Below are 14850 nucleotides of genomic sequence, written 5' to 3' on the forward strand. Positions count from 1 at the left end.
GGCAGGCCTGGCGACGCCGCTCAGCGGTCTTCGGCGTCGCGCTTGCGCGCCAGCGCGCGTTCGTAGAGCGCATTGCGCGGCGCACCGGTGAGTTCCACGGCCAACGCGACGGCCTGCTTCAGCGGAAGTGCCGCGAGCAGCGCGTCGAGCACGCGGTCGTGCTGCGGCGCGGCCACGGCCTCGTCGCGCGGTGCGGCATGCAGCACCAGCACGAACTCGCCGCGCAGCCGGTTGGCGTCGGCTGCCAGCCAGGCCGGCAGCGCCTCGGCCGCGAGCGTGTGCACCGACTCGAACTGCTTGGTCAGCTCGCGGCAGACCGTGATCCGCCGTGCGCCGAGCGTGGTCAGTTCTCGCGCCAGCGACTCGATGCGGTGCGGCGCCTCGAACAGGATGGTCGTGCGCGGGTCGTCGCCGATCTGCTTGAGGGCCTGCGCACGTTCGGCCCCCTTGGCGCCGAGGAAGCCGTGGAAGACGAAGCCGTGGCCGAGCGCATCGCCGGCGACGCTGAGCGCGGCGGCGGCGCTGCTCGCGCCCGGGATCGGCAGGCAGCGATGGCCGGCCGCCGTGGCGGCCGCGACCAGCGCCGCGCCCGGGTCGCTCACCGCCGGCGTTCCCGCATCGCTGACGAAGGCGACGCGCTCGCCGCGTGCCAGGCGAGCGACCACCCCCTCGGCCGCCTCGCGCTCGTTGTGCTCGTGCACCGCCAGCAGCGGTTTGCCCTCGATGCCCAGCAGGCGCAACAGCGGTGCGCTGTGGCGCGTGTCCTCGCAGGCGATCGCATCGACCAGGCCGAGCACGTGGATCGCGCGCAGGCTCAGGTCGGCGAGGTTGCCGATCGGCGTTGCCACCACGTACAGTGCGCCGGCCGGGAAACTCTGGCCGCCCGCCGCGGCGGCGGCGGCCTGCCGCAACAGCGAGGCATCGATGGTGTTCACGGGACGGCGGACGACGAAGGCGATCGGCGACGAGGGCGAGGCGCTCGCGCTGGAACATCTGCAGCGTGCCGGCCTCGTGCTGGTGGAGCGCAATTATCGGGTCGCGCGCGGCCCGCACGCGCGCGCCGGCGAAGTCGACCTGATCCTGCGCGATCGCGACGGCACGCTGGTGTTCGCCGAGGTGCGAGCGCGCCAGCGTGGCCACCATGGCGGTGCGGCCGCGACGGTGGGTACGGCCAAGCAGCAGCGCATCGTGCTGGCTGCGCGCCACTACCTGCTGCGCTTCGCCAGCCCGCCGCCATGCCGTTTCGACGTGATCGCCATCGATGCCGGCCGCATCGAATGGCTGCGCGGCGCCTTCGATGCGCAGTGACGCCCTGTCACGGTGCGCATGGAACCGTCGCGACAGGTGCGTGTCTTATCATCGCCCACCATGCTCGAGCAACGCATTCAGCAGCAGTTCTTCGACAGCGCCGACCTGAAGTACGCCGCTGCGGAGATCCTCTCCAAACCGATCGCCGATGCCGTGCACGCGGTGGTCGGTTGCATTACCGCCGGCGGCAAGGTGCTGGCCTGCGGCAACGGCGGTTCGGCCAGCGACGCGCAGCACTTCGCGGCCGAGTTCGTCGGCCGCTTCGAGCGCGAGCGCCCCGGCCTCGCGGCCATCGCACTGACCACCGACACGTCGATCCTCACGGCGATCGGCAACGACTACGACTTCAACTCGATCTATTCCAAGCAGGTGCAGGCGCTCGGCGCGCCGGGCGACGTGCTGCTGGCCATCAGCACCAGCGGCAATTCGGCCAACGTGCTGGCCGCGGTCGAGGCCGCGAAGGCCAAGGAAATGACGGTCATCGCGCTGACCGGGCGGGGCGGCGGCAAGCTGCGCGAGCGCCTGGGCGAGACCGACGTGCACATCTGCGTGCCGCACGAGCGCACCGCGCGCATCCAGGAAGTGCACATCCTCGTGCTGCACTGCCTGTGCGACGCCGTCGACCTGCAGCTGCTGGGAGAACAGGAAAACACATGACGATCCAAGGTTCCATGCTTCGACGCCCCGCCGTGCTTCTCGCGGGCCTGGCGGCCGCCGCGCTGATGTCAGCCTGCGCACCGCTGCTGGTTGGCGGCGCCGTGGTCGGCACCTCGATGATGGTGAGCGACCGCCGCACTTCGGGCACCCAGCTCGAGGATCAGGCGATCGAGCTGAAGTCGAACACCCGTGTGCGCGAAGCCGTCGGCGAGCGTGGCCACGTCAACGTCACCAGCTACAACCGCGTCGCGCTGCTCACCGGTGAGGTGGTGGCCGAGACCGACAAGGTCGCGGTCGAGCAGGCGGTGGCGAAGATCGAGGGCGTGCGCAGCGTCGTCAACGAGCTGGCGGTGATGGGCTCGTCGTCGCTGGCCAACCGCTCCAACGACGCCATCCTGACCAGCAAGGTGAAGGCGAGCTTCATCGATGCGAAGGACGTGTTCGCCACCGCCATCAAGGTGACCACCGAGCGCGGCACCGTCTACCTGATGGGCCGCGTCACCGAGCGCGAGTCCACCCGCGCCTCCGACATCGCGCGCGGTGTGCCCGGCGTGCTCAAGGTGGTGCGCGTGTTCGAGGTGATCAGCGAGGCCGAGCTGGCCGAGATCCAGCCCAAGCAGGCCCAGAAGCCCTGACCACCGGCCCCGGCTCCGGGGCCGGGCCGATCAGCGCAAGCGCTTGATCAGGCTCGAGGTGTCGAGCCTGTTGCCGCCCTGGGCCTGCAGGTCGGCGTAGAACTGATCGACCAGCGCGGTGACCGGCAGCCGCGCGCCGTTGCGGCGCGCCTCGTCGAGCACCAGGCCGAGGTCCTTGCGCATCCAGTCGATCGCGAAGCCGAAGTCGAACTTCCCTTCGACCATCGTCGGCCCGCGGTTGTCCATCTGCCAGCTCTGCGCGGCGCCCTTGCCGATCACGCCGAGCACGGCCTTCATGTCCAGCCCGGCGCGCTCGCCGAAGGCGATTGCTTCGGCCAGGCCCTGCACCAGCCCGGCGATGGCGATCTGATTCACCATCTTGGCGAGCTGGCCGGCCCCGTTGGGGCCGAGCAGCGTGACCGCCTTGGAGAAAGCCATCGCCACCGGCTTGATGGTCTCGAAGGCGTGAGGGTCGCCGCCGCACATCACCGTCAGCGCACCGTTGATCGCGCCGAGGTTGCCGCCGGAGACCGGCGCATCGATGAACTTCAGACTGCGCTTCTCGGCCTGCGCACCGAGTTCGCGCGCGACCTCGGCCGAGGCGGTGGTGTGGTCGACGAAGATGGCGCCCGGCTTCATGCCGGCGAAGGCGCCGTCGGCGCCGAGCGTCACCGAGCGCAGGTCGTCGTCGTTGCCGACGCAGGCGAAGACGATGTCGGCGCCCTTGGTGGCCTCACGCGGCGTCGGCGCGTGGCAGCCGCCGTATTCGGCCGCCCAGGCAGCCGACCTGGCGGCAGTGCGGTTGTAGACGGTGGTCCGGTGGCCGGCGCGCGCCAAGTGGCCGGCCATCGGATGGCCCATCACGCCCAGGCCGAGGAAGGCGACGTCGCGCGGCGGGATCGGATCGTAGGTTCTCGTGCTCATCGGGGCTCCGGAAAGGATCACGGCCTCGTCAGAGGCCGTGTTGATTCAGCGAAGCGCCAGACTACACGATCGTCAGGTGCTCCGTGCCCGCCGCCAGGTCGGTGCTGCGCGCACGCTGGCTGTGCAGCTTGACCTGCAGGCGCAGGTCGTTGACCGAGTCGGCGTTGCGCAGGATGTCTTCGTAGGTGACGAGGTTGCTCTCGTACAGGTCGAACAGCGCCTGGTCGAAGGTCTGCATGCCGAGCTCGCGCGAGCGCTTCATCAGGTCCTTGATGTCGGCGACCTCGCCCTTGAAGATCATGTCGGCGATCAGCGGCGTGTTCAGCATGATCTCAACCGCCGCGACGCGGCCCTTGCCCTCCTGGCGAGGCAGCAGGCGCTGCGAGACCAGACCGCGCAGGTTCAGCGAGAGGTCCATCAGCAGCTGGGCGCGGCGCTCTTCCGGGAAGAAGTTGATGATCCGGTCCAGCGCCTGGTTGGCGCTGTTGGCGTGCAGCGTGGCCATGCACAGGTGGCCGGTCTCGGCGAAGGCGACCGCGTGTTCCATGGTCTCGCGGTCGCGGATCTCGCCCATCAGGATGACGTCGGGCGCCTGGCGCAGCGTGTTCTTCAGCGCCTGCTCCCAGCCGTCGGTGTCGATGCCGACCTCGCGCTGCGTGACGATGCAGTTCTTGTGCGGGTGCACGAACTCGACCGGGTCCTCGATGGTGATGATGTGGCCGTGCGAGTTCTCGTTGCGGAAGTCGACCATCGCCGCCAGCGAGGTGCTCTTGCCCGAGCCGGTGGCGCCGACGAAGATGACCAGGCCGCGCTTGGTCATCGCGACGTCCTTGAGCACCTGCGGCAGGTTCAGGCTGTCGATGGTCGGCAGCGTCTGCGGGATCGTCCGCATCACCAGGCCGACGTTGCCCTGCTGCACGAAGGCGTTGACGCGGAAGCGGCCGATGCCCTGCGGCGAGATCGCGAAATTGCACTCCTTCGTGCGCTCGAACTCGGCGGCCTGCTTGTCGTTCATCACCGAGCGCGTCAGCGCCAGCGTGTGCGCGCCGGTCAGCGGCTGCGGCGACACCTTGGTGACCTTGCCGTCGACCTTGATCGCGGGCGGGAAGTCGGCGGTGAGGAAGAGGTCGGAGCCGTTGCGGCTGACCATCAGCCGCAGCAGGTCGTTGACGAACTTGGATGCCTGGTCGCGTTCCATGATTCAGCGTTCCTTCAGAGCTCAGCCAGGGAAGTTCTCGGGGAACTTGGCTTTGGCGCGGGCTTCCGCCGGCGAGATCACGTTGCGCCGCACCAGGTCGGCGAGGTTCTGGTCCAGCGTCTGCATGCCCAGGCTGTTGCCGGTCTGGATCGACGAATACATCTGCGCGATCTTGTTCTCGCGGATCAGGTTGCGGATCGCGGCCGTGCCCAGCATGATCTCGTGCGAGGCGATGCGGCCGCTGCCGTCCTTGAGCTTGCACAGCGTCTGCGAGATCACGCCGATCAGCGACTCCGACAGCATCGCGCGCACCATTTCCTTCTCGGCCGCGGGGAACACGTCGACCACGCGGTCGACCGTCTTCGCGGCGCTCGAGGTGTGCAGCGTGCCGAACACCAGGTGGCCGGTTTCCGCCGCGGTCAGCGCCAGGCGGATGGTCTCCAGGTCGCGCATTTCGCCGACCAGGATGGCGTCCGGGTCCTCGCGCAGCGCCGAGCGCAGCGCGTTGGCGAAGCTCAGCGTGTGCGGGCCGACCTCGCGCTGGTTGACCAGGCACTTCTTCGACTCGTGCACGAACTCGATCGGGTCTTCGACCGTCAGCACGTGGCCGAACTCGTTCTCGTTGAGGTGGTTGACCATCGCCGCCAGCGTGGTCGACTTGCCCGAACCGGTCGGGCCGGTGACCAGCACCAGGCCGCGCGGCTTGAGCGACAGCTCGGCGAATACCTTTGGCGCGTTGAGCTGCTCGAGCGTCAGGATCTTCGACGGAATCGTCCGGAACACGGCGCCGGCGCCGCGGTTCTGGTTGAAGGCGTTGACGCGAAAGCGCGCCAGGCCCTGGATCTCGAACGAGAAGTCGCACTCCAGCGTCTCTTCGTACGCCTTGCGCTGCGAGTCGTTCATGATGTCGTACACCATGTCGTGCACCTGCTTGTGCTCGAGCGGGTCGACATTGATGCGGCGCACGTCGCCGTGCACGCGGATCATCGGCGGCAGGCCGGCCGACAGGTGCAGGTCGGAAGCCTTGTTCTTGACCGAGAACGCGAGCAGTTGGGTGATGTCCATGGAGTAACGGGTTGTTCGTGCGCGGGCACGGCGCACTCAGCGGCGTCGCGTGGATACTCTCGAATCGATTATGGCGACGATCCTCGGCAACATACAACAAGTGCGTGCTCGCATTGCCAGTGCCTGCGACGACGCACAGCGCCCCGTGCAAAGCGTCACGCTGCTGTGTGTGAGCAAAACCTTCGGGCCCGACGCGGTGCGCGAAGCGCATGCCGCCGGCCAGCGCTGCTTCGGCGAGAACTATGTGCAGGAGGGCGTCGACAAGATCGCCGCGCTGGCCGATCTGCGCGCCGAGATCGAATGGCACCTGATCGGCCCGCTGCAGAGCAACAAGACGCGCATCGTCGCCGAGCAGTTCGACTGGGTGCACTCGGTCGATCGGCTGAAGATCGCGCAGCGCTTGTCGGAGCAGCGGCCGGCGAATCTGCCGCCGCTGCAGCTGTGCCTGCAGGTCAACATCAGCGGTGAAGACAGCAAGAGCGGGCTCGCCCCGGGTGACGTGGCCGAGGTGGCCAAGGCAGTGGTCGCACTGCCGCGCGTCGTGCTGCGCGGCCTGATGGCGATTCCCGAGCCGGCCGCCGACCTCGCCGCGCAGCGGGTGCCGCACCGGGCGTTGCGCGAGCTGTTCGAGGTGCTGCGAGCGCAGGGCCTCGCGCTCGACACCCTGTCGATGGGCATGAGCGCCGATCTCGAAGCGGCGATCCTCGAAGGCTCGACGATGGTGCGCGTGGGCAGCGCGATCTTCGGCGCGCGCGGCTGAGCGCCTTCGCGCTCAGATCGGCAGAAGCGCCGTGTTCTTCACCTCTTCCATCACCGCATAGGTGCGCGTCTCGCGCACGCCCGGCAGCGCCCAGATCACCGAGCCGACCAGCTCGCGGTAGGCCTGCATGTTGGCCACGCGGGTCTTGATCAGGTAGTCGAAGCCGCCGGCCACCAGGTGGCATTCCTGGATCTCGGCGCGTACTTGCACCGCCGCCTTGAAGGCGTTCATCGCGTCGTGCGTGGTGCGGTCCAGCACCACCTCGATGAAGACCAGCATGCCGGCGCCGAGCTTGTCGGGGTTCAGCCGCGCCTCGTAGCCGAGGATGAAGCCGTCGCGCGTCAGGCGCTTGACGCGTTCGAGCACGGCAGTCGGCGAGAGGTGCACCTCTTCGGCCAGCTTGAGGTTGGAAATGCGCCCGTCCTTCTGCAGCACGCGCAGGATGCGGATGTCGATCTTGTCGAGCGAATGGGCGCGTGTCTCGTCGTCGGTGTTGGGGAGCATGGCCGATGTTCGTTCGGTTGAGTGGCTCTGATTCGGTGATTAATCCTAGCTGCGCTTCACTAGCCTAGCAACTTATTCGACGGCTGCCACCGTCATGGAGAGCTGCGATGTTCGTCACCCTACCCGAGACCGCCCGCCTGCCCGACCCCTGCCACCCCGAAGCCACGGCACTCGACGCCGCGCTGCAGCGGCTGGCCGGCGCCCTGGCCTGGCCGCAGGCGATGCAGCGCGCCGTGCCCTGGGTGCACGCCGTGCGCGACACGCCGGCGCCGTTCTGGGCGATGGAGTCGCTGCTGCGCGAGTACCCGATCTCCAGCGCCGAGGGCCTGGCGTTGATGCGGCTGGCCGAAGCCCTGTTGCGTGTGCCCGATGCCGAGACGGCCATCGCGCTGACCGCCGACCAGCTCGGCAAGGCCAGCTTCGATGCGCACGCCGGCGACGGCCCGCACCGCATGCTGGCCAGCCTGTCGGCCAGCGCGATCGCCATGTCCAAGCGCTTCCTGCCCGATGCGGAGCATGAAACGGGCCTGCTGAAGCGCCTCGGCGCACAGACCGTGGTGGCCGCGACAGTGCGCGCCATCCAGTTGCTCGGCCGCCAGTTCGTGCTCGGCCGGCACATCGTCGAGGCGATGGGCGAAGCCGCGCAGCAACGCCGCGCCCAGCCGCTGCTGCGCTTCAGCTACGACATGCTCGGCGAGGGTGCACGCACCGAGGCCGACGCGCAGCGTTACCTGGCCGCCTACGCGCAGGCGGTTGCACGCATTGCCGAGGCGAAGCGCGGCGACGGGCCGGAATCGTCCGACGGCATCTCGATCAAGCTCAGCGCGCTGTTCTCGCGCTACGAGGTGACGCAGCGCGAGCGGGTGTTCGCCGAGCTGCTGCCGCGCGTGTGGCAGCTGGTCGATGCCGCCGCGCGTGCCGACATGAACCTGACCATCGACGCCGAGGAGAGCGACCGCCTCGAACTCTCGCTCGATGTCTTCGAGGCACTGGCCGCGCGCATCGCGCAGTCGCACCCCGCCTGGCGAGGCTTCGGCCTGGCGGTGCAGGCCTACCAGACGCGGTCGCTCGCCGTGGTCGACGAAGTGGCGCGCATTGCCAAGGCGCACGGCCTGCGCTTCATGGTGCGGCTGGTCAAGGGCGCCTACTGGGACGGTGAGGTCAAGCGTGCTCAGGAGCTGGGCCTGGCGGCCTACCCGGTGTTCACCCACAAGCACCACACCGACATTGCCTACCTCACCTGCGCACGGGCGCTGCTCGGCCATGCCGGGCTGATCTACCCGCAGTTCGCCACCCACAACGCCGGCACCATCGCCGCGATCCTGCAGATGGGTGAAGCGAACCGTGGCGGCTTCGAGATGCAGCGCCTGCACGGCATGGGCGAGGCGGTCTACCGCGAGGTGATGGCCAGCCCCTCGGTGCCGGTGCGCGTCTACGCGCCGGTCGGCGAGCACCGCGACCTGCTCGCCTACCTGGTGCGCCGGCTGCTGGAGAACGGTGCCAACTCGTCCTTCGTGCACCAGCTCGCCGACCCGCAGGTCGACGTCGAGGCGCTGCTGGCCTCGCCGCTGCTGCCGGCGGCCGAGCCAGGCCTCGTCATGCCGCGCGATCTGTACGGCACGCGAGCCAACTCCACCGGCGCCGACCTCGCCGTGCCCGCGCAGCGCCAGCCGTTGCTGACGGCCGTTGCGGCCACGCGCATCGATGCCGTGCCCGAGGCCACGCCGGCCGGGATCGACGCGGCCATGCAGCGTCTGCACGCCGCCTTTCCGCGCTGGAGCGCCACGCCGTTGACGGAGCGCGCTGCGGTGCTGCGCCGAGCCGCCGATGGGCTCGATGCGCGCCTGGCCGAGTTCTGCGGCCTGCTGGTCAAGGAAGCGCACAAGACGCTGGGCGACTGCGTCGCCGAGGTGCGCGAGGCGGTCGACTTCCTGCGCTACTACGCCGACCAGGCCGAGCAGCGCCTGGCGGTGCTGTCCCTGCCCGGCCCGACCGGCGAGCACAACGAGTTGCGCCTGCATGGCCGCGGCGTGTTCGTCTGCATCAGCCCGTGGAACTTCCCGCTGGCGATCTTCGCCGGCCAGGTGGCGGCGGCGCTCGTCGCCGGCAACAGCGTGGCCGCCAAGCCGGCCGAGCAGACGCCCTTCGTCGCGCAGCGCCTGGTCACGCTGCTGCACGAGGCCGGCGTGCCGGCCGATGCGCTGGCGCTGCTGCACGGCCCGGGCGAGACGGTGGGCGCGGCGCTGGTCGCCGATGCGCGCACCGCCGGCGTGTGCTTCACCGGCTCGACCGCCGTGGCGAAGATCATCAACCGCACGCTCGCTGCGAAGGATGGCCCGATCGTGCCGCTGGTCGCCGAGACCGGTGGCATCAACGCGATGATCGTCGACAGCACCGCGCTGCCCGAGCAGGTGGTCGATGCCGTCGTGCAAAGCGCCTTCCGCTCGGCCGGCCAGCGCTGCTCGGCGCTGCGGCTGCTGCTCGTCCACGAGGGCATTGCCGACGCGGTGATCGAGATGATCCGCGGCGCGATGACCGAACTGGTCGTCGGCGACCCGGCCGACTTCGCCACCGATGTCGGCCCGGTGATCGATGCCGAGGCGCACGCTGCCATCCGCGCCCAGATCGAACGGTTGCGCCGTGAAGCGACGCTGCTCGGCGAAACGCCGCTCAGCTCGACCTTCGCGCGCCTGGTTGCGCCGGTGGCCTTCGAGCTGGGCGACATCGCCGACGTGAAGCAGGAGATCTTCGGCCCGGTGCTGCACGTGGTGCGCTGGCGTGGCGACATCGATGCGGTGGTCGCGCAGGTCAACGCGCTCGGCTACGGCCTGACGCTGGGCGTCCAGACGCGCATCGACAGCCGTGCGTTGCGCATCGCGCACGGCGCGCCCATCGGCAACGTCTACGTCAACCGCAACATGATCGGCGCGGTGGTCGGCGTGCAGCCTTTCGGCGGCGAGGGCCTGTCGGGCACCGGGCCGAAGGCCGGCGGGCCGCACTACCTGTACCGCTTCTGCGCCGAGCAGACGCTGACGATCAACACCGCGGCGGCCGGTGGCAACGCCGAACTGCTGGCCGGCCTGTCGCACGGGTGACGCGGCTGGTGTGCGACGATCGCGGCCATGATCATCCGCAACATCCTCATCGCTCTTGTCGCCATCGTGGCACTCGTCGTCGGCTGGTTCGCCGTCGCCCTGAACTGGAGCTACTCCAGCGGCGAGCGTGCCGGCTGGGTGCAGAAGTTCTCGCACAAGGGCTGGCTCTGCAAGACGTGGGAGGGCGAGCTGGCGCTGGTCTCGCTGCCCGGCAGCTCGGTGGAGAAGTTCTACTTCACCGTGCACGACGACGCGGCGGCGCAGCGCATCAGTGCCGTGATGGGCAAGCGTGTCAGCCTGCACTACGAGGAGAAGGTCGGCCTGCCGACCAGCTGCTTCGGCGAGACACGCTACTTCGTGACCCGGGTGATCGAGACGCCGGACATTCCGCTCGGCCCGGGCGTGGTCGTGCCGATCCCGCCGGGCGTGCCGGCGTCGGCGGCGCCGAAGTGAGGAGCGGACGATGAGCACCGACGTGCTGGCCTTCATCGGCGGCGGCAACATGGCCGCGGCCATCATCGGCGGGCTGCGTGCCAGCGGCCGCGCGGGCGATTCGATTCTCGTGATCGACCCGGGCGCGGCGCAGCGCGACAAGCTGCGCGCCGAACAGGGCGTGCGCACGCTGGCGGCCGCCGATGCCTCGCTCGCGCAGGCGCGGGTGGTGGTGTGGGCGGTCAAGCCGCAACTGTTCCAGGCCGCCGCCGAGCCCTGCGCGGCGCATGTTCGCGGCGCGCTGCAGCTCAGCGTGATGGCCGGCATCCGCAGCGACGCGATCGTGCGCGCCACCGGCAGCGAGCGGGTGGTGCGAAGCATGCCCAACACGCCGGCGCTGATCGGCCAGGGCATCGCCGGGCTGTATGCGCGCGAGGCGGTGAACGCCGACGAGCGCCGGATCGCCGAAGAGCTGCTTGCGCCGACCGGCCGCACGCTGTGGGTGGCGCGCGAGGAAGACCTCGACGCGGTGACCGCGCTGTCCGGCTCCGGCCCGGCCTACGTCTTCTACTTCGTCGAGGCGATGATGCAGGCGGCGCAGGAGATGGGCCTGTCCGCCGAGCAGGGCAAGCAGCTCGCGCTGGCCACCTTCGCCGGCGCCACCGCGCTGGCGCAGGCGTCCGACGAACCCCCGGAAGTGCTGCGTGAGCGGGTCACCTCCAAGGGTGGCACCACCTACGCTGCACTGACTTCGCTGGAGGCCAGCGGCGTGAAGGCCGCCTTCGTGAAGGCGCTGAAGGCGGCGCAGCACCGCGCCCGCGAACTCGGGGACGAGTTCGGGTCTTAGGCCGCGCTGCATGCCGGCCATGGCGCAAGCCATGCAAAGCCGGCATGGGGTTGGGTGAAAAACTCGGCGCCCACGCGCCTACAGTCTCGCCGCAGGCAGCCGGCTGCGCCACGAGCGTCGCCGGCAAGAGCCACGGAACCCCACGGAGACACCATGACCCTGTCCTACGTCACCCCCCATGCCGACAGCCCCTGGCAGACCTACCTCTCGCAGGTCGACCGCGTCGTGCCCTACCTCGGCCACCTGGCGCGCTGGGTCGAGACGCTCAAGCGCCCGAAGCGCGCGCTGATCGTCGACGTGCCGATCGAGCTCGACGACGGCAGCGTCGCCCACTACGAGGGCTTCCGCGTGCAGCACAACCTGTCGCGCGGTCCGGGCAAGGGCGGCGTGCGCTACCACCCGGACGTGACGCTGGAAGAGGTGATGGCGCTGGCGGCGTGGATGTCGATCAAGAACGCGGCGGTGAACCTGCCCTACGGCGGTGCCAAGGGCGGCATCCGCGTCGATCCGAAGAAGCTCTCGATCAAGGAGCTGGAGCGCATGACGCGGCGCTACACCAGCGAGATCGGCATCATCATCGGCCCGCAGCAGGACATCCCGGCGCCGGACGTGAACACCAACCCGCAGATCATGGCGTGGATGATGGACACCTACTCGATGAACACCGGCACCACCGCCACCGGCGTGGTCACCGGCAAGCCGATCCACCTCGGCGGCTCGCTCGGGCGCGTCAAGGCCACCGGTCGCGGCGTGTTCGTCACCGGGCGCGAGGCCGCTCGCCGCATCGGTCTGGACCTCGACGGCGCGCGTGTGGCGGTGCAGGGTTTCGGCAACGTCGGCTCGGCGGCGGCCGAGCTGTTCGCGCAGGCCGGCGCGAAGATCGTCGCCATCCAGGACCACACCGGCACCATCGTCAACGACAAGGGCATCGACATGGCCGAGCTGATGCCCACGCTGACGCAGTACGGCGGTGTCGGTGCCTTCAAGGGTGCCGAGAAGGCCGACGACGAGTCGTTCTGGGACGTGAAGTGCGACATCCTCATCCCGGCCGCGCTGGAAGGCCAGGTCACCGTCGAGCGCGCGAAGCGAACCACGGCGAAGCTGGTGCTCGAAGGCGCCAACGGCCCGACGCTGCCGCAGGCCGACGACATCCTCGCCGACCGCGGCGTGCTCGTCGTGCCCGACGTGATCTGCAACGCCGGCGGCGTGACGGTCAGCTACTTCGAATGGGTGCAGGACTTCAGCTCGTTCTTCTGGACCGAGGACGAGATCAACCTGCGGCTGGACAAGATCATGGTTGGCGCGCTCAAGCGCATCTGGGACACCGCCGACAAGCACAAGATCACGCTGCGCACCGCCACCTTCGCAGTGGCCTGCGAGCGCATCCTGACGGCGCGCGAGGAGCGCGGGCTCTACCCCTGAGGCGAGGCGGCGCGCGCTGGCGCCGCACATCTACTCACCAAGATGAAGGCCGGATGTGCCCCGGCCTTGATTGCTCGCAACGCAGCCTGGACAGGCGGGGAGAACGATACCCCGACGGGTAGGTGAAGGATTGTCGCTTCCCCGTGAACCTGTTGAACTCCAGGAGAGCGAGCAATGACGAACAGACGAGTGAGCCTGTGGCTGGTGGGCGCAATGATGGCCGCATCGAGCGCCATGGCGCAGGACCAGGCACGCGACCGCGACCAGACGCGCGACACGACCGCCGGCCAGACGCGCGACCAGATCCGTGATCGCGACATCTTCGGCAACCAGCTGATGACCGCGCAGGAGCGCACCGAGTACCGCAATCGCATGCGCGCGGCCAAGACGGCGCAGGAGCGCGAGCAGGTCCGCGCCGAACATCACGAGCGGATGAAGGCGCGCGCCAAGGAACGCGGGGTGACCCTGCCCGACGCGCCGCCGGCCGGGCGTGGGCTGGGCTCGGGCGTGGGAGCCGGCGCAGGGGGCGGTGCGCGTGGTGGTGCGGGCGCCGGTGGTGCCGGCGGAGGCAGCGGGGGCGGCAAGTAAGGCCGCGCCCGGCCGGCTTCGCCGCCAGCTGCAGACGCTCGGCCGCTGCAGCCTGGGCGCTGCAGCCCGGGCGCGCGCCTCAGCTGCCGCAGGACACGTGCGCCGAGTAGGCGATGGCATCCCACTGCTGCTGGCTGATGACCTGAGCGACGTAGGTCACGCCCTGGCCGAGCAGCGCGCTGTTGAACGCGCGGAGGTGATTGCGTGAGCCGCACAGCAGGCTGTCGTACACCTGCAGGATGTCCGCCGCGTCGGTCGCGGCCATGCGCACTTCGATGTCGCGGATGTCGGTCTCCTCGATCAGCGCGCCGACCTTGAGTGCCTCGACCAGGCTGGCTGCACCGGCTGCCACCATCGTGTCGTACAGGGCCTGCAACTGCGGATCCTCGAACACCCCTGCCGGCTTTCCCGCGGCGGGGTCGTCGACAGCGTACTTCGTGATCAGCGCGAGGATGGCCTGCGTGTGCGTCGTCTCGCTGAGGGCGATGTTGGCGAAGCTCCGGTGGCCCCACAAGGCATCCATCGCGACGTACACGTCGTGTGCGAGCTTCTCCTCCTCGCGCATGAACCTCAGGCCGGCGATCTCGTCGGGCGACAGTGGATCGGACGTCGGCTGCGTGCCGGCCGGTGCTGTCGGTGCAGCCGGCACGCTGGCGCTCGCCGATGATGACGCCGGACCGGCGGCATCGCCGCCGCCGCACGCTGCGATCAGCGGCCCGATCGCGGCGCTGCCGGCCAGGGCGCCGAGGCGGCGCAGAAACTGTTTGCGTTGCATGGGTGTCCTTGTTCGTTGCGGCCGACAGACTCAACGCACGGTGTAGCCGCGTGCGTCCATGCAGGCCGCGACCGCGCGCTGAAACACGCTCGCGTCGTTCAACGCCGCGGGTTGTGTGGTCGCCCAGCGGTTGCACTCGCGCCGGTCGGTCTCGGTCTGCTCGGCGCTCTGCCCGTTGCGTGGATAGATCACCGGTTCGGGCACTGCGGCGGCCGACGCAGCTGCCGCCTCGGCGGGCGGCTCGACCACCACATAGCCGTTGGCACCCGCCGCCGCGTAGTAGCTGCCGTTGGCGTAGTAGTAGTACGTGCCGCCGATCCACAGGGTGACGTAGGCCGCCGGCAGGATCGGTACGAAGATGCCGATCGGCGGCAGCACCACGACGAAGCGGCTGCCCGACGGCCGGTACCACACGCCACCGTGGAAGAAGTAGCTGCCGCCGCCGAAGGCGATGCTGATGCTGCCGCTGGGCAGGCGTGGCACCACGTAGCCCCGCTCCGGGTAGTAGTGGTTGTGCAGATGCCCGGCGTCGAAGCGGATGTGCGGCGTGCGGAACTGCGGCGCCGCGGGACGCCGCGCGTCGGGCCCGGCCCGGCGGTCGGGGCCTGGCTGGGCCCCCGCCGCCGTGCCGAGCAGGGCC

The 14850-nt window shown here is 69.6% G+C and carries 16 protein-coding genes; 9 read left to right on the plus strand and 7 right to left on the minus strand.

All coding sequences use genetic code 11. The features are described 5' to 3' along the window. Nucleotides 1-20: 20 nt before the first annotated feature. A complete protein-coding gene (gene rsmI / locus AAG801_RS18615) occupies nucleotides 21-935 on the minus strand; it encodes a 16S rRNA (cytidine(1402)-2'-O)-methyltransferase (protein ID WP_341889678.1) in 915 nt (304 codons plus the stop codon). Here rsmI and AAG801_RS18620 point away from each other — a divergent pair. The 3 genes from AAG801_RS18620 to AAG801_RS18630 are packed head-to-tail and all read left to right on the plus strand — an operon-like array spanning nucleotide 925 to nucleotide 2600. Then, nucleotides 925-1308, plus strand: a complete 384-nt coding sequence (locus AAG801_RS18620; protein ID WP_341889679.1) for a YraN family protein — start codon at nucleotides 925-927, stop codon at nucleotides 1306-1308. The two genes, rsmI and AAG801_RS18620, sit on opposite strands and share 11 nt — an antisense overlap. 60 nt (nucleotides 1309-1368) lie before the next feature. Continuing rightward, entirely contained in the window at nucleotides 1369-1965 is a 597-nt protein-coding gene (locus AAG801_RS18625; RefSeq protein ID WP_341889680.1) for a phosphoheptose isomerase, read from the plus strand. A gap of 14 nt (nucleotides 1966-1979) precedes the next feature. Next, nucleotides 1980-2600 (plus strand): BON domain-containing protein, encoded by a 621-nt coding sequence (locus AAG801_RS18630; protein WP_341889681.1) that lies wholly within the window; start codon nucleotides 1980-1982, stop codon nucleotides 2598-2600. Nucleotides 2601-2630: 30 nt separating this feature from the next. Here the strand turns inward: AAG801_RS18630 and AAG801_RS18635 are convergent, their stop codons facing one another. The 3 genes from AAG801_RS18635 to AAG801_RS18645 all read right to left on the minus strand — a co-directional run bounded on the left by AAG801_RS18635 (nucleotide 2631) and on the right by AAG801_RS18645 (nucleotide 5787). After that, a complete protein-coding gene (locus tag AAG801_RS18635) occupies nucleotides 2631-3524 on the minus strand; it encodes an NAD(P)-dependent oxidoreductase (protein ID WP_341889682.1) in 894 nt (297 codons plus the stop codon). 61 nt (nucleotides 3525-3585) lie between these two features. Further along, nucleotides 3586-4722: a PilT/PilU family type 4a pilus ATPase gene (locus AAG801_RS18640; RefSeq protein ID WP_341889683.1), complete on the minus strand. Its 1137-nt coding sequence runs from the start codon at nucleotides 4720-4722 to the stop codon at nucleotides 3586-3588. A gap of 21 nt (nucleotides 4723-4743) precedes the next feature. Further along, on the minus strand, nucleotides 4744-5787 hold the full coding sequence (locus AAG801_RS18645; RefSeq protein ID WP_341889684.1) for a type IV pilus twitching motility protein PilT: 1044 nt from the start codon (nucleotides 5785-5787) through the stop codon (nucleotides 4744-4746). A 70-nt stretch (nucleotides 5788-5857) separates the two neighbouring features. Between AAG801_RS18645 and AAG801_RS18650 the strand changes: the two genes are divergently transcribed. Then, complete coding sequence (locus AAG801_RS18650; RefSeq protein ID WP_341889685.1) at nucleotides 5858-6547, plus strand: YggS family pyridoxal phosphate-dependent enzyme; 690 nt, start codon at nucleotides 5858-5860, stop codon at nucleotides 6545-6547. Between the two features lie 12 nt (nucleotides 6548-6559). Here AAG801_RS18650 and AAG801_RS18655 read toward each other — a convergent pair whose 3' ends face one another. Continuing rightward, nucleotides 6560-7051: an Lrp/AsnC ligand binding domain-containing protein gene (locus tag AAG801_RS18655; protein WP_341889686.1), complete on the minus strand. Its 492-nt coding sequence runs from the start codon at nucleotides 7049-7051 to the stop codon at nucleotides 6560-6562. Between the two features lie 107 nt (nucleotides 7052-7158). Between AAG801_RS18655 and AAG801_RS18660 the strand changes: the two genes are divergently transcribed. From AAG801_RS18660 to AAG801_RS18680, 5 genes are all read left to right on the plus strand, one after another. Beyond that, on the plus strand, nucleotides 7159-10146 hold the full coding sequence (locus tag AAG801_RS18660; RefSeq protein ID WP_341889687.1) for an L-glutamate gamma-semialdehyde dehydrogenase: 2988 nt from the start codon (nucleotides 7159-7161) through the stop codon (nucleotides 10144-10146). Between the two features lie 27 nt (nucleotides 10147-10173). After that, on the plus strand, nucleotides 10174-10599 hold the full coding sequence (locus AAG801_RS18665) for a hypothetical protein (RefSeq protein WP_341889688.1): 426 nt from the start codon (nucleotides 10174-10176) through the stop codon (nucleotides 10597-10599). A gap of 10 nt (nucleotides 10600-10609) precedes the next feature. Next, nucleotides 10610-11425 (plus strand): pyrroline-5-carboxylate reductase, encoded by an 816-nt coding sequence (gene proC / locus AAG801_RS18670; protein ID WP_341889689.1) that lies wholly within the window; start codon nucleotides 10610-10612, stop codon nucleotides 11423-11425. 153 nt (nucleotides 11426-11578) lie between these two features. Continuing rightward, entirely contained in the window at nucleotides 11579-12847 is a 1269-nt protein-coding gene (locus tag AAG801_RS18675; RefSeq protein ID WP_341889690.1) for a Glu/Leu/Phe/Val dehydrogenase, read from the plus strand. A gap of 174 nt (nucleotides 12848-13021) precedes the next feature. Next, on the plus strand, nucleotides 13022-13435 hold the full coding sequence (locus AAG801_RS18680; protein ID WP_341889691.1) for a hypothetical protein: 414 nt from the start codon (nucleotides 13022-13024) through the stop codon (nucleotides 13433-13435). Between the two features lie 79 nt (nucleotides 13436-13514). Here the strand turns inward: AAG801_RS18680 and AAG801_RS18685 are convergent, their stop codons facing one another. Both AAG801_RS18685 and AAG801_RS18690 read right to left on the minus strand, forming a co-directional pair. Beyond that, complete coding sequence (locus AAG801_RS18685; protein WP_341889692.1) at nucleotides 13515-14210, minus strand: DUF2202 domain-containing protein; 696 nt, start codon at nucleotides 14208-14210, stop codon at nucleotides 13515-13517. 30 nt (nucleotides 14211-14240) lie between these two features. Continuing rightward, on the minus strand, nucleotides 14241-14850 hold a 610-nt coding region (locus tag AAG801_RS18690), incomplete at its 5' end, for a DUF6515 family protein (protein ID WP_341889693.1).

This window comes from Variovorax sp. YR752, assembly GCF_943372545.1.